The 22,942-nt window shown below is 68.4% G+C and carries 2 protein-coding genes and 1 pseudogene; all 3 read left to right on the forward strand.

From position 1 onward, the window contains the following. A partial coding sequence (locus tag ACIBLA_RS32915) for a phosphopantetheine-binding protein (RefSeq protein WP_399200751.1) occupies positions 1-873 on the forward strand: 873 nt, incomplete at its 5' end. Positions 874-927: 54 nt separating this feature from the next. Continuing rightward, positions 928-12,390, forward strand: a pseudogene (locus tag ACIBLA_RS32920) (SDR family NAD(P)-dependent oxidoreductase); the annotation flags it as partial. Positions 12,391-12,440: 50 nt separating this feature from the next. Next, the gene (locus ACIBLA_RS32925; protein WP_399200775.1) at positions 12,441-22,931 is read left to right on the forward strand and encodes a type I polyketide synthase; all 10,491 of its coding nucleotides are present in this window, start codon (positions 12,441-12,443) and stop codon (positions 22,929-22,931) included. Positions 22,932-22,942 lie beyond the last annotated feature (11 nt).

The following is a 22,942-nucleotide window of genomic DNA, read 5'->3' on the forward strand; positions in this document are numbered from 1 at the left end:
TTGCTGGGTTCGCCGGGGCAGGGCAACTATGCGGCGGCCAATGGGTTCCTGGACGCTTATGCGCAGATGCGGCGGGCGCAGGGTGCGCCGATGGTCTCGGTGGCATGGGGTGCCTGGGCCGGCTCGGGACTCGCCGATACCGAGTTGGTCCAGTCTCGTCATCGTCGCGCCGGTGTCGGGGCGATGGATCCGGCGGTTGCGGTCACGGCTCTGGAACACGCCCTGGACGAAGGCTACTTGGCGGTCGCCGACGTGGACTGGGGCCGCGTACTGGAGTTGGGCGCCGGTGGTGGCGCGTGGCTGACGGATCTGCCTGACGCGCAGGCGAGCGTCGCGGACCGGGCCGACCAGGACTCTTCGTGGGTGAAGGGCCTGCGCGGTGCCTCGGCGGGCCGCAGGGCGTCGATGGCGCTGGCGATGGTACGCGAGCAGGCCGCAGTGGTGCTCGGTCATGCCGGTGCGGGGAGGGTCGCCGAGGGCGCTGCGTTCCGCTCGCTGGGGTTCGACTCGTTGACCGCGGTCGAGTTGCGTAATCGACTGGCGACGGTGACAGGTCTGTCGCTGCCGGCCGGGCTTGTGTTCGATCACCCGACTCCCGCCGCGCTTTCCGAACACCTCCTCGGCGAACTCGTCCAGGGTGAACCCGCGGAGGAACTGCCACTTCTCGCGCAGTTCGACACACTCCAGTCTCGGCTGGCCGCGCTGGATGCCGACAGCGAACTACGTACGACACTCGTCGCCAGGATTCGAGGACTCGCGGCCAGCCTGGAAAAACCGCATGGGAATGGAACGTCGGCGCTCGCCGAAAAGCTCAACATTGCCGACCGCGACGAAATTCTCGAATTCATCGAGAACGATCTCGGATTGTCATAAGCAGATCTCGCAGGTGTTCGTTCCACTCGGATTGGTGTTGTAGCTGCGATGACAAATGATGAAAAGCTCCTCGGATACCTCCGACGGCTCACGGTGGATCTGCATGAGACACGCGAACGTCTCCGCCAGGTCGAGGCAGGCGAACACGAACCCGTCGCGATCGTCGGGATCGGCTGTCGGTTCCCCGGGAACGTGCGGAACCCTGATGACTTCTGGCGGATGCTCGCTGCGGGCGAAGACGGCCTTGTCGCGTTCCCGGAGGACCGAGGTTGGGATGCCGAGTCCGATCAGGCTGGCCCCGGCTACGCCCGCATCGGCGGATTCGTTGCCGATGCGACCGAGTTCGATGCGGGGTTCTTTGGTATTTCGCCGCGTGAGGCGGTTGCGATGGATCCGCAGCAGCGTCTCGCGCTGGAGACGGCATGGGAGGCGCTGGAGCAGTCCGGGATCGCGCCCGACTCGTTGCGGGGCAGCGCGACCGGTGTGTATTTGGGGACCAATGGCCAGGACTACGCCGCGATAGCCGCCGATGGGCGGACCAGCGGCGAGGGGCATCTGCTGACCGGCAACGCGGTGAGCGTGATGTCCGGCCGCTTGTCCTACACGCTGGGCCTGGAAGGCCCTGCGGTGACCGTGGACACGGCATGTTCGGCTTCACTGGTGGCGGTGCATTTGGCTGCGCAGGCGTTGCGTTCTGGTGAGTGTTCGATGGCGCTTGCGGGTGGTGTGACGGTGTTGTCGACGCCTGGTGTGTTCGCGGAGTTTTCGCGTCAGGGTGGGTTGGCTGCTGATGGGCGTTGTAAGCCGTTCGCGGATGCTGCGGATGGGACGGGTTGGGGTGAGGGTGCCGGGGTTCTGGTTCTTGAGCGGTTGTCTGATGCGCGGAAGCGTGGGCATCGGGTGTTGGCGGTGTTGCGTGGGAGTGCGGTGAATCAGGATGGTGCGTCGAATGGTTTGACGGCGCCGAACGGACCGGCTCAGCAGCGGGTGATTCGAGCTGCGCTGACAAGCGCCAGGTTGTCCCCGGCCGAAATCGATGTGGTCGAAGCTCACGGCACCGGGACTCGGCTGGGTGACCCGATCGAGGCGGAGGCGCTGCTGGCGACCTATGGGCAGGATCGGCCGGCGGATCGGCCGCTGCGACTGGGGTCGGTGAAGTCGAACATCGGTCATACGCAGGCGGCTGCTGGTGTGGCCGGGATCATCAAGATGGTGCTCGCGATGCGGCACGGTGTTCTGCCGCGGACGTTGCATGTGGATGCGCCGTCGTCGCATGTGGACTGGTCGGCCGGTGCGGTGGAGTTGCTGACCGATCCTGTGCCGTGGGAGACGGATGGGCGTCCGCGCCGGGCGGGCGTTTCGTCGTTCGGTATCTCCGGAACGAACGCCCATTTGATCCTGGAGGAAGCCGAACCCGAGCTGGTGTCGGCGACGGAGCCGGATGAGGCTCCGGGTGGGATGGTGCCCTGGCTGCTGTCGGCCAAGTCGCCGCAGGCACTGCGCGAGCAAGCGGCGCGGCTGGCCAGTTGGGCGACTGAACAGCCGGAAATCAACCTCGGACTGACTGGGCGTTCGCTGGCTACGGACCGGTCGGTGTTTGAGCATCGGGCGGTGGTGTTGGGTCGGGGTCGGCAGGCTTTGGTGGAGGGTGTGCAGGGGTTGGCCGAGGGTCGGTCGGGTGTGGGTGTGGTGAGCGGGTCGGTGGGTTCTGGGCGGTTGGCGGTGGTGTTTTCGGGTCAGGGCAGTCAACGGTTGGGTATGGGTTCGGAGTTGTATGCGTCGTTCCCGGTGTTCGCTGAGGCGTTTGATGAGGTGTGTGGGGAGCTGGATCGGCATTTGCCGCGTCCGATCAAGGATGTGATCAACAACGACTCGGATCTGCTGAACGAGACCGTGTTCACGCAGGCTGGGTTGTTTGCGGTGCAGGTGGCGTTGTTCCGGTTGATTTCGTCGTGGGGTGTGGTGCCGGAGTGGGTGGCGGGGCATTCGATTGGTGAGTTGAGTGCTGCGCACATTGCGGGTGTGTGGGATCTGGCGGATGCGGCTGCGGTGGTTGTGGCTCGGGGTCGGTTGATGCAGGAGTTGCCGGCTGGTGGGGCGATGGTGGCGTTGTCGGCGGGTGAGGCTGAGGCGCTGGAGCTGATTGCTGGGCACCCGCTGGTTGGGCTCGCGGCGGTCAACGGTCCGGAGTCGACGGTGATTTCCGGTGCTGAGGACGTGGTGGACGAACTGGCGCAGCGATGGCGTGATCGAGGTGGCAAGGCCCGGCGGTTGAGGGTCAGTCATGCCTTCCATTCGCCGTTGATGGAGCCGATGCTGGCGCAGTTCGAGCAGGCGCTCAAGCAGGTCTCGTGGCGCGAGCCCGAGATCCCGGTGGCATCGGGTACCGCTGGTGCGGAGGTGACCGATCCTGCGTACTGGGTGCGGCATGTGCGGGACACGGTGCGTTTCCACGACATGGTGTTGAGCCTGCGGGAGCAGGGGGCGGGTCTGTTCTTGGAGGCGGGGCCGGCTGGGTCGTTGAGTGCGATGGCGGGTGTGGGGGGTGGTGTGTGGTTGCCGGCGTTGCGGGCCGATCGTGATGAGGCGGAGACGTTGGTGACGGCGGTGGCTGGGGTGCATGTCCATGGGGCCGGTGTGGACTGGACGGCGTTGTTGGGTGCTCGGGGTTCGGGTGGGGTGTCGTTGCCGACGTATGCCTTCCAGCGTGAGCGGTTCTGGCCTGCGGTGGTCTCTCGGGTGGGTGATGTGCGGGCGTTGGGGCTGGGTGAGTCGGGTCATGGGTTGCTGGGTGCGGTGGTGGCTTTGGCCGGCGGAGACGCGGTGGTGTTGACCGGGCGGTTGTCGCTGTCCGCGTATCCGTGGCTGGCTGATCATGCGGTGCTGGGTTCGGTGTTGTTGCCGGGGACGGCGTTTGTGGATCTGGCGGTGCATGCGGGTGATCGTGTCGGGTGTCCGGTGGTGGAGGAACTGACGTTGCAGGCTCCGCTGTTGTTGCCTGAGCGGGGTGGGGTGCAGGTTCAGGTTCGCGTCGCTGAGCCCGACGAGCAGGGGCGCAGGGCGGTCGGGATCTTCTCCCGTACCGACGATGACGACGAGTGGGCTCAGCATGCCGATGGTGTGCTGAGCCCACAGGACATCCCGGCTCCGGTGTGGACCGGCACCTGGCCCCCGCCCGACGCGCAGCAGATGTCCGTGGACGGTGAGTATCAGCGCCTGGCCGAGGAGGGTTATGGCTACGGGCCGGTGTTCCAGGGTGTTCGAGCAGTCTGGCAAGCAGACACCGAAGTCTTCGCGGAAGTCGTGTTGCCCGAGGAGATTGAGGTCGACGGTTTCGGCGTGCACCCGGCGCTGCTGGATGCTGCCCTGCACCCGATCGGTCTGACCGCTCTCGCTCATGAACCCGGTGGGGGCGAGGTCAGGATGCCCTTCGCCTGGAGTGGCGCGCGTTTGCACGCCACGGGCGCGACGATGCTGCGTGTGCGATTGTCCCGGCGCGAGGACGGCGGGGTCGCGGTCGCGGTGTTCGATCCGGCTGGGCAACCGGTGTTCAGTGCCGACTCGTTGATGCTGCGGCCGGTGACCATCGACCGGGCTTTCGCCGGGGCCCGGGACACGGATCGGTCGTTGTTCGGAGTGGACTGGCTGCCGCTGGCCGACTCCCCAGCCACGTCGGTGGAGTGGGCCTGGCACGGCGAGGTCGCAGGAGAGTTGCCCGCGGTGGTGGCGGCCCGAGTCGGTACCGGCGCCGGTCTGGAGGCGGTCCTCGAGGTGACGGCCACGGTGCTGGGCTGGTTGCAGACCTGGCTGGCCGACCCGGCTACTGAGGGTTCCCGGTTGCTGCTGCTCACCCAGGGTGCCACCGACGGGAGCGACGTGGCCGCCGCTGCGGTGACCGGGCTGGTGCGTTCGGCTCAGTCGGAGCACCCTGGCCGCTTCATCCTCCTCGACACCGATCTCGACACTGACCTCCACACCGATCTCGAAGGTCTCCTGCCTGCGGTGGTGGCCAGTGGGGAACCTGAACTCGCCCTACGTGCCGGAGAGTTGGTGGTGCGGCGTCTGGTGCGGGCCGCAGGTGGCAGGCAGGCCGTGGTGGCACCGGATCGGCTGGCCGAGGGCACGGTGGTGATCACCGGGGGGACGGGTGGTTTGGGTGCGTTGTTGGCCCGGCATCTGGTGGCCTCTTACGAGGTTGGGCATCTGGTGCTGTTGTCGCGGCGGGGCATGGATGCTCCTGGGGCGGTTGAGCTGGCGGCTGAGTTGGGCTCGCGGGTGTCGATCGTGGCGTGTGATGTGTCTGATCGTGGTGCGGTGGCGGCGGTGCTCGACAACGTGCCTGCCGAGCATCCGTTGGTGGGTGTGGTGCATGCGGCTGGTGTGTTGGACGACGCGGTGGTGGAGTCGTTGACGCCGGATCGGCTGGCTGCGGTGTTGCGGGCAAAAGTCGACGCGGCGTGGCATTTGCATGAGCTGACCGCGGATCTGGATCTGGATCTGTTCGTGGTGTACTCCTCGGCTGCGGCGACGTTGGGTTCGGCGGGTCAGGGGAGTTACGCGGCGGCGAACGCCGCGTTGGACGCTCTGGTGCAGCAGCGGGTATCCGCTGGGCTGGTCGGGCAGTCGTTGGCGTGGGGGTTGTGGGAGAAAAGCTCGGGGATGACCGGGGCGTTGGACGAGGTCGATATGGCACGGCTGAGCCGCGCCGGGGTTCGGGCCCTGTCCGACGCGCAAGGACTGGAACTGTTCGACACTGCGGTGTGCCTGGACCGGCCGCTGGTGGTGGCGGCCCGGCTGGACCTGGCGGGGATGCGCGCCGCCGGGACTGCGGGACCGCTGCTGCGGGCATTGACCGGTGGTTCGGGGCGGCGTGCTGCGGCTACCGCCTCGGTTGGTGGTGGTGAGTTGGCCTGCCGGTTGGCGGCCCTGCCGGTGGGTGAACGTCAGTCGGTGGTACTGGAGTTGGTGCGTGAGCAGGTGGCCACTGTTCTGGGCCACACCGCTGGCGAAAGCGTTGATGCTGATGCGGCGTTCCGTGATCTGGGCTTTGATTCGCTGACGGCGGTGGAGTTGCGTAATCGGCTCGGGGCCGTAACGGATCTCCGGTTGCCGGCGACGTTGGTCTTCGATTATCCGACGGCGTCTGTGCTGGCTGAGTTTGTGGTGGCGGAGCTTTTCGGGACTGGTACCGGTGCTTCGGATGTGGTGGCGCCCGTGGTGACCGGTGCGTTGGATGAGCCGATTGCGATTGTGGGGATGGGGTGTCGTTTTCCGGGTGGGGTGGATTCGCCGGAGGCGTTGTGGGAGTTGCTGGCGGCTGGTGGTGAGGGGGTGGCGGAGTTTCCGTCTGATCGGGGTTGGGATGTGGAGGGTCTTTATGACCCGGATCGGCTTCGTGCTGGTACGAGTTACACCAAGCACGGTGGGTTCTTGTTGGGGGCGGCGGAGTTCGACGCGGGCTTCTTTGGTATTTCGCCGCGTGAGGCGGTTGGGATGGATCCGCAGCAGCGGATCGTTCTGGAGACGGCGTGGGAAGCGCTTGAGCGGGCGGGGATTGTGCCGGATTCCCTGCGTGGCTCGGATACCGGTGTGTACGTCGGCTTGATGTACCACGACTACATGGCTCAGACGGCTTTGAACCCGGCCGACAGTGACGGGTTCAGCGGTACCGGTAATTCGGGGAGTGTGGCTTCCGGTCGGATCGCTTACACGTTGGGCTTGGAAGGTCCGGCTGTCACGGTGGACACGGCGTGTTCGTCGTCGTTGGTGACGGTGCATCTGGCGGCCCAGGCGCTGCGGTCCGGTGAGTGCTCGATGGCGCTTGCCGGTGGTGTCACGGTGATGGCGACCCCAGGGGTGTTCACGGAGTTTTCGCGGCAGGGCGGTTTGGCAGCTGACGGCCGGTGCAAACCCTTCGCCGACGCAGCAGACGGAACCAGCTGGGGTGAGGGTGCCGGGGTTCTGGTTCTTGAGCGGTTGTCTGATGCGCGTCGGCGTGGGCATCGGGTGTTGGCGGTGTTGCGTGGGAGTGCGGTGAATCAGGATGGCGCGTCGAACGGTCTGACGGCGCCGAATGGTCCTTCGCAGCAGCGGGTGATCCGGGCGGCGTTGGCCAGTGCGCGGCTCGCTGCCTCCGAGGTGGACGTCGTCGAGGCTCACGGCACGGGGACGACGCTCGGTGATCCGATCGAGGCGCAGGCGTTGCTGGCTACTTATGGCCAGGGGCGGCCGGAGGGTCGGCCGTTGTGGCTGGGGTCGGTGAAGTCCAACCTCGGTCATACCCAGGCTGCTGCTGGTGTGGCGGGGATCATGAAGATGATTCTGTCGATGCAGCACGGTGTCCTGCCGCGGACGTTGCATGTGGATGCGCCGTCGTCGCATGTGGACTGGTCGGCGGGTGCGGTGGAGTTGCTGACCGAGGCGGTGCCTTGGGAGGTCAATGGTCATCCCCGTCGCGCGGGTGTGTCGTCGTTCGGTATCTCGGGCACGAACGCGCATCTGATTCTCGAAGAACCTGAATCGGTAGCGGACGTGGAGCCGGAAGAGGCTACCGGTGGGGCGGTGCCCTGGTTGCTGTCGGCCAAGTCGTCGCAGGCCCTTCAGGAGCAGGCCGCCCGGCTCGGCCGGTGGGTCGCTGACCAGCCGAGGGTTGATCCGGTGCTGGTGGGGCGTTCATTGGCCACGACGCGTTCGGCCTTCGACCATCGTGCGGTGGTGGTGGCGGAGGACGTACGCGGGTTTGTGACTGCGTTGCGGGATTTGGAGACTTCCACGGCGGTGGTTCGTGGTACGGCGGGGCCGGCTGCGTCGGGGCCGGTGTTTGTGTTTCCGGGTCAGGGTGCGCAGTGGGTGGGGATGGGTCTGGAGTTGTGGGATTCGGAGCCGGTGTTTGCGGAGTGGATGGAGCGGTGTGGGGCGGCGTTGGGGCCGTTGGTGGACTGGTCGTTGCGTGATGCTTTGGGTGATGTGGGGTTGCTGGGGCGGGTTGATGTGGTGCAGCCGGTGTCGTGGGCGGTGATGGTGTCCCTCGCCGGGCTGTGGCGCTCGGCCGGTGTGTCGCCTGCCGTTGTGGTGGGTCATTCGCAGGGGGAGATCGCCGCTGCGACGGTGGCTGGTGGTCTGTCGCTGGAGGACGGCGCTCGGGTGGTGGTGTTGCGGAGTCGGGCGATTGTGGGGTTGGCGGGCTCTGGGGGGATGGTGTCGGTTCCTGCTGCGCTCGCGCAGGTTGAGGAGTGGATTGGCCCGTGGGCCGGTGGTCTCTCCGTGGCTGCGGTGAACGGTCCGGGGCAGGTGGTGGTCTCGGGCTCTGTGGCGGCGTGTGACGAGTTCGTCGCCCGGCATTCCGGTGAGGGTGTGCGGCGGATCGCTGTCGACTACGCGTCGCATTCGGCTCAGGTGGAGGCGGTCGAGGAGCAGTTGGCTGCTGATCTGGCCGGCCTCACCCCGGCGAGCGGGGGCATACCGCTCCATTCCACGGTGGACGCGGAGGTTGTCGATACGGCCGGGCTTGACGGCCGCTACTGGTATCGGAACCTTCGTGAGCGGGTGCGTTTCGCCGAGGTGATCGAAACGCTCGTGCACGCCGGGCACCGCACCTTTGTCGAGGTCAGTGCGCATCCGGTACTGGCGATGGCCGTTGAGCAGGCCAGTGAGGGTCTGACGGTGACGGGCACGCTGCGTCGTGATGACGGTGGCCGGGGTCGGTGGTTGCGGTCCCTGGCAGGTGTTCACGTCGCCGGCGGGAACGTCGACTGGACCACACAGCTCGGTGACGCGGGCCGCGTCATGGACCTGCCGACGTACGCCTTCCAGCGGGAGCGGTATTGGCCCTCGGCGGCAGGCGCGAGGTCAGGTGATGTGCGGGCGCTTGGGCAGGGTGAGTCGGGTCATCCGTTGCTTGGCGCCGTCGTGACGCTGGCCGGTGGGGATGGGGTGGTTCTGACTGGGCGGTTGTCTCTGTCCGCGTATCCGTGGCTGGCTGATCACGCGGTTCTTGGCTCCGTGCTGCTGCCCGGTACGGCCATGGTGGATCTGGCCGTGCACGCCGGTGACCGTGTCGGTTGCCCGGTGGTGGACGAACTGACGTTGCAGGCCCCGCTGTTGTTGCCCGAGCAGGGTGGCGTGCAGGTTCAGGTGCGGGTCGCCGAGCCCGATGATCATGGTCATCGAGGCGTCGGGGTCTTCTCCCGCGCTGATGATGAGGATGAGTGGGTTCAGCATGCCGATGGGGTGCTGGGCGTGCAGGCCGGCCAAGTGCCGGTGTGGGCCGGAGTCTGGCCTCCGGCGGGTGTACGTGTGGTGCCGGTGGACGGCGTGTATGAGCGCATGGCCGAGAACGGTTACGGCTACGGGCCGGTCTTCCAGGGTGTCCGCGCGGTCTGGCAGACGGACACAGAAGTGTTCGCCGAGGTGGCTCTGCCCGAGCGGACCAATGTGGACGGGTTCGGGATACACCCGGCGTTGCTTGACGCTGCCTTGCACCCCATCGGGTTGACGGCCTCGCACCAGGCTGGTGATGGGGTGACCCTGCCGTTCGCGTGGAGTGGTGTGCAGTTGCACGCGACGGGTGCGTCGGTGTTGCGTGTCCGGTTGTCGCATCGTGAGGACGGCGGCGTCGCGGTTACGGCTTTCGATCCGGCAGGGCAGCCGGTGTTCAGTGCCGACTCGCTGATGCTGCGACCGGTCACCACCGACCCGGCCGCGTCAGCGGCGGGGGAGACGGCACGGTCGCTGTTCGGAGTGGACTGGGAACCGCTCGCCGAGCCGGAGAGCAGCACCACCGAAGCGGTCGACTGGACCTGGCACGGCCAGGTCGGGAGTGAGGTACCCGCCCTGGTGGTGGCTCAGGTCCCAACCGGGACCGGCGAGGGTCCGGAGTCGGTCCACACGGTGACGGCCACGGTGCTGGACTGGCTGAAAACCTGGCTGGCCGACCCGGCAACCGAGGACTCCCAACTGCTGCTCCTCACCCGAGGCGCCACCGACGGCAGCGACCTTGCCGCCGCCGCGGTGACCGGCCTCGTGCGTTCCGCGCAGTCGGAGAATCCCGGTCGCTTCATCCTCCTCGACCTCGAAGCGGACACCAGCCTCGACGCCGTACTGCCCGCGGTGGTGGGCAGTGGTGAGCCGGAACTGGCGCTCCGTGCCGGTGTGTTGCAGGTGCGGCGTCTGGTGCGGGCGACCGGGCAGTTGGTGGTGCCCGGCCGGGAGCGGCTGGGCTGGCGGCTGGACGTGCCTGAGCGGGGCAGCCTCGACGATCTGGCGGTGCTGGACAGCCCGTCCGCCGTGGCGCCGTTGGCGTCCGGTCAGATCCGAGTCGGTGTGCGCGCAGCCGGGTTGAATTTCCGGGACGTGATGGTCGGCCTCGGCCTGTATCCCGACCCCGACGCGGTGATGGGTGGTGAAGCGGCCGGTGTGGTGGTCGAAGTCGCCGAGGATGTGACCGGACTGGCGGTCGGTGACCGGGTGTTCGGCGTTTTCGCGGGTGCGTTGGGTCCGTTGGCGGTGACTGATCATCGGTTGGTGGCGAAGGTTCCGGAGGGGTGGGCGTTCACTCGGGCGGCGTCGGTGCCGATCGTTTTCCTGACCGCGTTCTACGCGTTGCGGGACCTGGCTGAGGTGCAGCACGGTCAGCGGATCCTGATTCATGCCGCGGCTGGCGGCGTGGGTATGGCAGCGGTTCAACTCGCCCGGTCCTGGGGCCTGGACGTCTACGGCACCGCCAGTACCGGGAAATGGCCGGTACTGCGTGAGCAGGGGTTCGACGAGACCCACCTGGCGTCCTCGCGCGACCTGGACTTCCGTGACGAATTCCTGGCTGCCACCGAGGGGCAAGGCGTTGACGTGGTCCTGAACTCCCTCGCCGGGGAGTTCGTGGACGCTTCACTGCACCTGCTCGCGCCGGGCGGCCGGTTCGTCGAGATGGGCAAGACCGACGTACGGGACGCGGCTGCGATCGCGGCCGGGCATCGCGGCGCTGCGTACCGGGCCTTCGATCTGATGGAGGCGGGTCCGGAGCGGATCGGCCAGATGCTGGCCGAGATCGTGGACCTGTTCGGCTCCGGGGACCTGGAGCCGCTGCCGCTGACCGTGTTCGAGACGGCCGCGGCCGTGGACGGCCTGCGTCACCTGCAGACCGGGCGGAACGTGGGCAAGGTGGTGCTCCGGCTGCCGGTGAGCCTGGACCGGCGGGGCACAGTGGTGATCACCGGGGGCACCGGTGGCCTGGGCGCGCTGCTGGCCCGTCACCTGGTCACCGACCACCGGGTTGAGCACCTGCTGCTGCTGTCCCGGCGAGGCGCGGAAGCCCCAGGGGCGGACGAACTAACCGAGGAACTTCACGAGTTGGGCGCGCGGGTGTCGATCCAAGCGTGCGATGTGTCTGATCGGGCAGCGCTGGCCGAGGTGCTGGACGCGGTGCCTGCGGAGTTTCCGGTGGCTGGCGTCGTACATTCCGCCGGTGTTCTCGACGACGCGACCATCGAATCGCTGACCCCGGAGCGGCTGGCCTTGGTGCTGCGGGCGAAAGTCGACGCGGCATGGCATCTGCACGAGCTGACCCGCGACAAGGACCTCGGGCTGTTCGTGGTGTATTCTTCCGCGGCGGCCACGCTCGGCTCGGCCGGGCAGGGGAGCTACGCGGCTGCGAACGCCGCACTGGACGCGCTGGCGCAGTTCCGGCGTTCCGCCGGGTTGACCGGGCAGTCGCTGGCGTGGGGACTGTGGGAGCGGAGCTCGGGAATGACCGGGGCGCTGGACGAGATGGATCTCGCCAGGTTGGCCAGGACCGGGGTCCGGGCGCTGTCCGATGAGCAGGGCCTGGCATTGTTCGACGCTGCGACGCGTCTCGAACGCCCGTTGGTGGTGGCGGCTCGGCTGGATGTGGCCGGTATGCGGGCGGCCGGAAGCGCCGGCCCGCTGTTGCGCGGCCTGGTCGGAGGGTCAGCACGCCGGGCCGCCGCCGCGGCCCCGGCCGGTGGGGGTGAGCTGGCCGTCCGGCTGGCCGCGTCGCCCGTCGAGGAGCGCCAGGCATTGGTGCTGGAGTTGGTACGTGTCCAGGCGGCGACCGTCCTGGGGCACGCCGCGGCCGACGCTGTCGATGCGGACGCGGCCTTCCGTGATCTGGGCTTCGACTCGCTGACCGCGGTGGAACTGCGCAACCGGCTCACCGCCGTAACCGGGCTACGACTACCGGCCACCATGGTTTTCGACTACCCCAGTCCCACCGAGCTCGCCCGCCAGCTGCGGCTCCGGTTGACGCCAGAGGAAAAGAGCCTCGCGGAGTCCCTGCTCGACGATGTGGACCGGATCGAACGGGCCATCCCCGCCCTGGCCGAGGGAGACGGCGACGGTTCGGAGCGGCTGGTGGGCCGGCTGCGAGAACTCGTCCGCAGATTCGAGACCCGGTCGGCGGGGACCGGGGTGGCGTCGATGGTCGATGCCGCCGAGGCCTCCGACGACGAGTTGTTCGACGTCCTCGACAAGATCGCGATCTCCGAGGGAAGGCACACGTCATGAGCAGCGAAGAGCGGCTGCGGACGTACCTGCGGCAGGCCACGACGAGCCTGCTGGAGACCCAGAACCGCCTGCACGAGCTGGAGGCTCGTGTGAGCGAGCCCATCGCCGTGGTCTCGATGGCCTGCCGCTTCCCGGCCGGGTCGGACAGCCCCGAGAAGCTGTGGGACCTGGTCGCCGCGGGCCGCGACGCGATGGATCCGTGGCCGACGGACCGGTGTTGGGACGCCGAGCAGGATCAGGGGAGCTACGCCCGCGTAGGCGGGTTCGTGGCCGAGGCCACGCGGTTCGATGCGGGCTTCTTCGGCATCTCGCCGCGTGAAGCGGTGGCGATGGAACCGCAGCAGCGGCTGATACTTGAGACGGCGTGGGAGGCGTTGGAGCGGGCCGGGATCGCGCCGGACTCGCTACGAGGCAGCTCGACCGGCGTGTACGTGGGCGCGGGTGGATCGGAGTACGGATCGCTGCTCGCGTCCGGTTCGGACCAGGTCGACGGTCATGTGCTGACCGGCAACGCCGTGAGTGTGGCTTCCGGCCGGGTGTCGTACACGCTCGGACTGGAAGGCCCGGCGGTGACGGTGGACACCGCTTGTTCCTCCTCCCTGGTGGCGGTGCATCTGGCCGCGCAGGCGTTGCGGTCGGGTGAGTGCTCGATGGCACTGGCCGGCGGTGTCACGGTGCTGTCCACCCCTGGGATCTACGCGGAGTTTTCGCGTCAGGGCGGGCTGGCTGCTGATGGGCGTTGCAAGCCGTTCGCTGACGCTGCGGACGGGACCGGGTGGGGTGAGGGCGCCGGGGTGCTGGTGCTGGAGCGGCTGTCCGATGCCCGGCGGCACGGGCATCAGGTCCTGGCCGTGATTCGTGGCAGTGCGGTGAACCAGGACGGTGCGTCGAACGGTCTGACGGCGCCGAACGGTCCTTCGCAGCAGCGGGTTATTCGGGCGGCGTTGGCCAACGCTCAGTTGTCTTCGGCTGAGGTTGATGCGGTGGAGGCTCACGGCACCGGGACTCGGCTGGGTGACCCGATCGAGGCGCAGGCATTGCTGGCTACGTACGGTCAGGACCGGCCGGAGGGACGGCCGTTGTGGCTGGGGTCGGTGAAGTCCAACATCGGTCACACCCAAGCTGCCGCCGGGGTGGCCGGGATCATCAAGATGGTGCTGGCGATGCGGCATGGGGTGTTGCCGCGGACGTTGCATGTGGACTCGCCGTCGTCGCATGTGGACTGGTCGGCGGGTGCGGTGGAGTTGCTGACCGAGCCTGTGCCCTGGGGGACCGACGGCCGGCCGCGCCGGGCGGGCGTTTCGTCGTTCGGCATCTCCGGCACGAACGCGCACGTGATCCTCGAAGAACCCGAAAAGGCACCGGCTGTCGAGCCACCGGACAAGCCGACTCCCGGCGTTGTGCCGTGGCTGTTGTCGGCCAAGACGCCGCAGGCGCTACGTGAGCAAGCCACCCGGTTGAGCCGCTGGGCTGACGATCAGCCGGAGATCGATCCGGTGGCGGTGGGCCGGATGCTGGCCACGGGCCGGTCGGTGTTTGAGCATCGGGCGGTGGCTCTGGGGCGAGACGGGCAGGCGCTGGTGAGCAGCGTGCGCGCACTTGCCGAGGACCGGCCGAGCGCCGGTGTGGTGACCGGACAGGCAGCCGCTGCTCGGTTGGCGGTGGTGTTTTCGGGTCAGGGCAGTCAGCGCCTTGGCATGGGTTCGGAGTTGTATGCGTCGTTCCCGGTGTTCGCGGAGGCGTTTGACGAGGTGTGTGGGGAGCTGGATCGGCATTTGCCGCGTTCGGTCAGGGATGTGATCGATGGTGAGGCTGGTCTGCTGGATGAAACGCTTTATACGCAGGCTGGGTTGTTTGCGGTGCAGGTCTCGCTGTTCCGGTTGACTTCGTCGTGGGGTGTGGTGCCGGAGTGGGTGGCCGGGCATTCGATCGGTGAGTTGAGTGCTGCGCACATTGCGGGTGTGTGGGATCTGGCGGATGCGGCTGCGGTGGTTGCGGCTCGGGGTCGGTTGATGCAGGAGTTGCCCACCGGCGGGGCGATGGTGGCGTTGTCGGCGAGCGAGGCCGAGGCGCTGGAACTGATCGGCGAGTACGGCACCGTAGGGCTGGCAGCGGTGAACGGTCCGGCGTCGACGGTGATTTCCGGTGCTGAGGACGTGGTCGAGCGGCTGGCCAAGCGATGGCGGGAGCAGGGCGGCAAGGCAAAGCGGCTGCGCGTCAGTCACGCGTTCCACTCCCCGCTGATGGAACCCGTGTTGGACCCGTTCAGGCGTGTGCTGGACCAGGTCGCGTGGAACGAGCCGCAGCTTCCCGTGATTTCGGGCATTCCTGGTACGGACGTGACAGATCCGGCCTATTGGGTGCGGCACGTCCGCGACACCGTGCGCTATCACGACACGGTCCTGAAGCTAGGTGAACACGGTGCGGGCCTGTTCCTTGAGGCCGGTCCTGCCGGGACGCTGAGCGCGATGGCCACTGCGGACACCGGCGTCTGGCTCCCGGCCCTGCGGAAGGAACGCGACGAGCCGGAGACGCTGCTGACCGCCATCGCGGGGCTGCACACCCACGGGTCCGCCGTGGACTGGACCGCGCTGCTGAGCACTCGAAACCCCAACCCGGTGTCGTTGCCGACGTACGCCTTCCAGCGTGAGCGGTACTGGCCCGAGAACGCGCGCCCGGCCACCGCAGATGTTGTCGACGGCGTCGAGGCGGAGTTCTGGCAGGCGGTCGAGCGCTCGGACAGCGCGGCTCTCGCCACCACCCTGCGCGTCGATGAGCACGAGGTGAGTCCGGTGCTTCCCGCGTTGGCCGCCTGGCGCCGGGGGAAGCTGGACAGGCAGGCCGTCGACACTTGGAGGTATCGGGTGGAGTGGGCCTCGCTGAAGGGAGTGCGGCCGTCCGGTCTGAGCGGTTCGTGGTTGGTGATGCACCATCCGGACGTGGCCGAATGGGCTGGTCAGGTCGCCGTAATGCTGGCCGATCAGGGGGCGGCGCCACTTCCGGTGACCGTATCCAGTGATCGTGCGGCGGTTGCCGAGGTCGTGCGGAACGCACTGTCCGAAGAGGACTTGGCCGGCGTGGTGTTCCTTCCCGGCGGTGCGCCGGTGACGGAACTTCTGGCGGTGGTCCAGGGATTCGCGGACTCAGGAGCGTCGCAGCGGTTGTGGGTGCTGACCCGTGGCGCGGCCGGCCCCGACGGCCCGGGTGATCTTGACGCCGCCGCAGCGTGGGGCCTGGGCCGCGTGGTGGCGCTGGAGTACCCGGAGAGGTGGGGCGGGCTGATCGATCTGCCCTTCGCCGAACCGGACGAGGGCATCGGCCGCCGTTGCTGCGCGGTGCTGGCCGGATGGGACGGTGAGGACCAGGTATCCGTACGTGCCAGTGGTGTGTACGGGCGTCGCCTGGTGCCCGCCCCCACCACACGGTCCGGGGGTACGTGGGCGCCTTCGGGCACCGTCCTGGTCACCGGCGGTACGGGCGGTCTCGGCGGGCATGTCGCGCGCTGGCTGGCTGATCAGGATGTCGAACACATCGTGCTGACGTCGCGGCGCGGCGTCCAGGCTCCGGGGGCAGCCGAACTGGTGGAAGACCTCAGCGCAGGGGGACAGGTGCGAGTCACCGTTCTGGGCGTGGATGTGGCCGATCGGGACGAGTTGGCCGCGGCTCTGGCTGAGGTGGGCCGTATCGACGCGGTGGTTCACGCTGCCGGTGTCGGTGAGCTGACTCCGATCGCGGAGACCGACCCGGAGACCGATCCGGAGGCGGTGGAGCGGGCCCTGGCAGCGAAGGTGACGGGGACGCTGAACCTGCACCAGCTGCTCGTACGGGATGCTGATCGTCCGCTGGACGCATTCGTCCTCTTCGCCTCGGGCGCTGGTGTGTGGGGTGGTGGCGGGCAGGGACTCTATGCGGCGGCCAACGCGTACCTGGACGCTTATGCCGCCCGACAGCGCGCTGCCGGGCATGCGGTGACGAGCGTGTCCTGGGGTGTGTGGGCCGGTGCGGGGATGGCCGACTCCAAGGAGAGCCGGGCGATGCAGCGGCGCGGTGTCCGTCTGATGGATCCGCAACGCGCCCTGTGGGCGATGGTCGAGGCGGTGGGTCAGGGCGAGAGCTGTGTGACCGTGACCGATATGGACTGGCGGCGGTTCGCCGCCGCGTTCACGTCAGTTCGCCCGAGTCCCTTGCTGGCGGAGATCCCGCAAGCACAGGTCGATGCGTATTCGGTGCCGGTATCCGGAGCGGGCGCGGACAGTGGCTTGGTCGCCCGATTGCGGGCGATGCCTGAGGTACGGCGTCGGCAGACGCTCGAAGAGATGGTGCTGGCCCACGCCGCCGCCGTTCTGGGGCACGACACAGCTGAGGGGCTGGGGGCTGGTCAGGCGTTCCGGGAGCTGGGTTTCGATTCGGTGACCGCGGTGGAGCTGCGCAACCGGCTGACGGGACTGACCGGTTCGACGTTGCCGGCGACGTTGGTGTTCGACTACCCCACCGCGACCGCGCTGGCGGAATTCCTGCTCGCGGAACTGCTCGGTATCGAGGCTGGAGCTACGACACCGGCGTCGGGCGCGGTGGCCGACGAACCGGTCGCGATCGTGGGAATCGGCTGCCGATTCCCCGGACATGTGGGCAGTCCCGACGACTTCTGGCGGATGCTCGCTGCGGGCGAGGACGCCCTTGTCGCGTTCCCGCAGGACCGTGGCTGGGACGACGAACAGAATGGTTACGCCCGCATCGGCGGCTTCGTCCCTGAAGTCACGGACTTCGACGCGGGATTCTTCGGTATCTCGCCGCGCGAGGCGGTGGCAATGGATCCGCAGCAGCGGCTTGTGCTGGAGACGGCCTGGGAGGCGTTGGAGCGGGCCGGGATCGACCCGGTTGGATTGCGGGGTTCGGACACCGGTGTGTACGTCGGTGTGGGCGGGTCCGAGTACGGCTCGGTGCTCGCGGCCGGTTCGGACGACGTCGATGGGCACTTGCTGACCGGCAGTGCAGCGAGTGTGACTTCCGGCCGGGTGTCGTACGCGCTGGGCTTGGAAGGCCCGGCGGTGTCGGTGGATACGGCGTGTTCGTCGTCCCTGGTGGCGGTGCATTTGGCTGCGCAGGCGTTGCGGTCGGGTGAGTGTTCGATGGCGCTGGCCGGTGGTGTGACGGCGTTGTCCACCCCCGGCGTGTTCGCGGAGTTTTCGCGTCAGGGCGGGCTGGCTGCTGATGGGCGTTGTAAGCCGTTCGCGGATGCTGCGGATGGGACGGGCTGGGGTGAGGGTTCCGGGGTTCTGGTCCTTGAGCGGTTGTCGGACGCTCGGCGGCACGGGCATCGGGTGCTGGCGGTGTTGCGTGGGAGTGCGGTCAATCAGGATGGTGCGTCGAACGGTCTGACGGCGCCGAATGGTCCTTCGCAGCAGCGGGTTATTCGGGCGGCGTTGGCCAACGCTCAGTTGTCTTCGGCTGAGGTTGATGCGGTGGAGGCTCACGGCACCGGGACTCGGCTGGGTGACCCGATCGAGGCGCAGGCATTGCTGGCTACGTACGGTCAGGACCGGCCGGTGGGGCGGCCGTTGTGGCTGGGGTCGGTGAAGTCCAACATCGGTCATACGCAGGCGGCTGCTGGTGTGGCTGGGATTATCAAGATGGTGCTGGCGATGCGGCATGGGGTGTTGCCGCGGACGTTGCATGTGGATGCGCCGTCGTCGCATGTGGACTGGTCGGCGGGTGCGGTGGAGTTGCTGACCGAGGCGGTGCCGTGGGAGACCGACGGCCGGCCGCGGCGGGCTGGGGTCTCGTCGTTCGGCATCTCCGGCACGAACGCGCACGTCATCCTCGAAGAACCCGAATCCGAGCCCGAGTTGGTGTCGGCGACGGCGCCCGAAGCCCTTGGTGGGCTGGTGCCCTGGCTGGTGTCGGCCAGGTCGGCGCAGGCCCTGCAGAAGCAGGCAGCCAGGTTGAGCCGTTGGACCGCTGACCGGCCGGAGACCGATCCGGTGCTCATCGGGCGGGCGCTGGCCACGACTCGACCGGCGTTCGAACACCGGGCCGTGGTGCTCGGCCGGGACCGCCGAGCACTTGCCGAGGGAGTCCTGGCGTTGGCGGAGGGGCGGGCCGGCTCCGGAACGGTGAGCGGATCGCCGGGTTCCGGGCGGTTGGCGGTGGTGTTTTCCGGTCAGGGCAGTCAATGCCTCGGCATGGGCTCACAACTTTCGGCTGCGTTCCCGGTGTTCGCGGAGGCGTTTGACGAGGTGTGTGGGGAGCTGGATCGGCATTTGCCGCGTTCGGTCAGGGATGTGATCGATGGTGAGGCTGGTCTGCTGGATGAAACGCTTTATACGCAGGCTGGGTTGTTTGCGGTGCAGGTCTCGCTGTTCCGGTTGACTTCGTCGTGGGGTGTGGTGCCGGAGTGGGTGGCCGGGCATTCGATCGGTGAGTTGAGTGCTGCGCACATTGCGGGTGTGTGGGATTTGGCGGATGCGGCTGCGGTGGTTGCGGCTCGGGGTCGGTTGATGCAGGAGTTGCCCACCGGCGGGGCGATGGTGGCGTTGTCGGCGAGCGAGGCCGAGGCGCTGGACCTGATCGGCGAGCACACCGGCGTGGGACTCGCGGCGGTCAACGGTCCGGCCTCGACGGTGATCTCCGGTGACGAGGGCGTGGTCGGGCGGCTGGCCAAGCGATGGCGGGAGCAGGGCGGCAAGGCACGACGCCTGCGGGTCAGTCACGCGTTCCACTCCCCGCTGATGGAACCCGTGTTGGACCCGTTCAGGCGGGTGCTGGACCAAGTCGCGTGGAACGAGCCGCAGATCCCGGTGGTGTCGGGCGCCTCCGATGCCGACGTGACAGATCCGACCTACTGGGTGCGGCACATGCGCGACACTGTCCGCTACCACGACACGGTCCTGAAGCTACGTGAAGACGGTGCGGGCCTGTTCCTTGAGGCCGGTCCTGCCGGGACGTTGAGCGCGATGGCGACTCCGGACAGCGGCGTGTGGTTTCCAGCCCTCCGGGCCGAGCGTGACGAGCCGGAGACGCTGCTGACCGCCATCGCGGGGCTGCACACCCACGGGTCCGCCGTGGACTGGACCGCGCTCCTCGGCGCTCAGAGTTCCAGCACAGTGTCGTTGTCGTTGCCGACGTACGCGTTCCAACGCCGGCGGTTCTGGCCCTCGATGACGCGCCGGGCGGGTGATGTTCAGGCTCTGGGGCAGGGTGAGTCGGGTCATCCGCTGCTTGGCGCCGTTGTGACGCTGGCCGGTGGGGACGGGGTGGTCCTGACTGGGCGGTTGTCACTGGCGTCTTATCCGTGGCTGGCTGATCACACCGTTCTTGGCTCCGTGCTGCTGCCAGGCACGGCCATGGTGGATCTGGCCGTGCACGCCGGTGACCGTGTCGGTTGCCCGGTGGTGGACGAACTGACCTTGCAGGCACCGCTGTTGTTGCCCGAGCAGGGCGGGGTCCGGATTCAGGTACGGGTCGCCGAGGCCGACGATCACGGTCGCCGCGGCGTCGGAGTCTTCTCCCGCGCTGACGATGACGACGAGTGGGTTCAGCATGCCGATGGTGTGCTGAACGCGGAGACAGCCCCCACCCCTGTGTGGACCGGTTCCTGGCCGCCGGAGGGTGCGCGGGCGGTGCCGGTGGACGGCGTGTACGAGCGCATGGCCGAGGACGGTTATGGCTACGGGCCGGTGTTCCAGGGGGTACGCGCGGTCTGGCAGACGGACACAGATGTCTACGCCGAGGTGGCTCTGCCCGAGCGGACCGAGGTGGACGGGTTCGGGATACACCCGGCGTTGCTGGACGCGGCCCTCCACCCCATCGGCCTGACCGCTCTCGCTCACGAGTCCGGTGAAAGCGGCGTGCGCTTGCCCTTCGCATGGAGTGGCGTGCACCTGCACGCCACCAACTCGGCAGCACTGCGCGTGCGGTTGTCCCACGGGGACGACGGTGGTCTCGCGGTTACGGCTTTCGATCCGGCAGGGCAGCCGGTGTTCAGTGCCGACTCGCTGATGCTGCGACCGGTCACCACCGACCCGGCCGCGTCAGCGGCGAGGGAGGCGGCACGGTCGCTGTTCGGAGTGGACTGGGAGCCGCTCGCCGAGCCGGAGCGCACTGCCGAAGCGGTCGACTGGACCTGGCACGAGCAACTCGGAGGGCCCAACGTCCCCACGCTGGTGGTGGCCCACGTCCCGGCCGGCACCGGCGAGAGCCCTAAGCCGGTGCACACGGTGACGGCCACGGTGCTTGACTGGCTGAAAACCTGGCTGGCGGATCCGGCCACCGAGGACTCCCGACTGCTGCTCCTCACCCAGGGCGCCACCGACGGCAGCGATCTGGCCGCCGCCGCGGTGACCGGCCTCGTGCGCTCGGCACAGTCGGAGCACCCCGGACGTTTCATCCTCCTCGATCTCGAAGCGGACACCAGCCTCGACGGCGCGCTGCTCGACGCCGTGCCGCTCGATGACGTGCTCCCCGCGGTGGTGGCCAGCGGCGAACCCGAACTCGCGCTGCGATCAGGCCGGTTGTCCGCGCGGCGCCTCGTCCGGACCGCCCGACCGGCGACCGCGCCGCCAGGCCTGGATCCGCAGGGCACGGTGGTGATCACCGGCGGCACCGGCGGCTTGGGTGCCTCGCTGGCCCGGCACCTGGTGACCGAGCACGGGGCCGAGCACCTGTTGTTGCTGTCCCGGCGGGGCATGGACGCTTCGGGGGCTGCGGGCCTGGCCGCCGAGCTGGGCGCTCGGGTGTCGATCCAGAGCTGCGACGTAGCCGATCGCGACGCGCTGGCCGCGGCACTGGACACGGTGCCGGCGGAGCACCCGGTGTCGGGTGTGGTGCACGCCGCAGGGGTGCTGGACGACGCGACGGTGGAGTCGCTGACCACTGAGCGGTTGTCCGCGGTGCTGCGCGCGAAAGTGGACGCGGCGTGGCACCTGCACGATCTGACGCGGAATCAGGACTTGGGCTTGTTCGTGGTGTATTCCTCGGCGGCGGCCACGCTCGGCTCTCCGGGCCAGGGGAGTTACGCCGCGGCCAACGCCGCGCTGGACGCCCTGATGCTGCGGCGCGGTTCGGCCGGGTTGGTGGGCCAGTCACTCGCCTGGGGTCTGTGGGAGCAGCGGTCCGGGATGTCCGGTGGGCTGGCCGAGGTCGACCTGGCCCGGCTGGCGCGTGCAGGGATGCGGGCTCTGTCCGACGAGCAGGGGCTGGCGCTGTTCGATGCCGCACGACGCGTGGAAAGGTCGCTGGTGGTGGCGGCCCGGCTGGACGTGGCCCGAATACGTGCCGCCGGGACTGCCTCACCGCTCCTGCGCGAGCTGGCCGGCGGCCCGGCACGCCGCGCCGCTGCCAAGGCCTCCGCCGGCGGGGGCGAGCTGACCGACCTGTCGGTCGAGGAGCGCCGCACCGCGGTGCTGGATCTGGTACGTACCCACGCCGCCGCCGTTCTGGGCCATGCCACGGCCGACGGGGTCGACGCCGACGCGGCCTTCCGTGATCTGGGCTTCGACTCGCTGACGGCGGTCGAGCTGCGCAATCGGCTCACCACCGCGACCGGGTTGCGGCTCCCCGCGACGCTGATTTTCGACCACCCCGACGCGGCCACGCTGACCGCGCACATCCTGGCCGGGCTCGCCGCCGCGAGCCCGGCCGAAACCGCCGAGGCTCCCTCCACGGAAATGGTCCGGCTGTCGGACCTCGCAGAGATGTACATGCGCGCCGAGGCCGAGGACAGGGTCGCTGTCTTCCTGGATGCGGTGGAGAATCTCGCCAAGTTCCGGCCGACCTTCGGGGCGGAGGCCGCCGGTGCCGCGATCCCGCCGCCCAAACGCATCGCTACCGGCGGCCGGCAGCCGAAGCTGTACCTGTTCCCGCCCTTCATGGCGCCGGACGAACTCGCGTACGTACGGCTGGCGTGGGCCTTCCAGGGCAGCCGGGAGGTGTCACTGCTGAAGCTGCCCGGCTTCCACGTCGGTGAGGCGCTGCCACGGGACCTGGAAACGATGACCGCCGCCTACGCCGACGCGATCCTCAGGGACAACCCGGCGGGCCAGGACTTCGCCTTGGGAGGAGCGTCCAGCGGCGGGATGATCGCGCACTGGGTCGCCGCCGAGCTGGTGCGCAGAGGAGTGACCCCGGTGGGCATCACCCTGTTCGACACCGTCTCCCAACACGACCTCACCACTTTCGAAGAGGATTCGGGGGCGCTGCTGGCGGCACTGTTCGAGAACATCAGGCAGGCCGGCGACAACGGGGACGACAGCTGGATCTCCGCCATGGCCCACTACAAGTCGTTTCCGTGGTGGTCTCCGGATCATCTGGACATCCCGACTCTCCAGGTCCGGGCGACCGAACGGATGGGTGCCCCGGTGGCCCACGAAGACTGGATGTTCACCTGGAACAGCTCCTCGTCGGTCACCTTGGCTGATGTACCGGGAAACCATCTGACGATCCTGGACAAATTCGCAGCGGTCACCGCGCGGGTGGTCAACGACTGGCTCGCCCAGCCCGTCGAGGGCCGCCCCTCGTCCATGGATTACCGAGGTGCCGTCTAGGGCTTCACGCC

It is taken from the genome of Streptomyces sp. NPDC050433, assembly GCF_044458565.1.
Classification (GTDB): Bacteria; Actinomycetota; Actinomycetes; order Streptomycetales; family Streptomycetaceae; genus Streptomyces.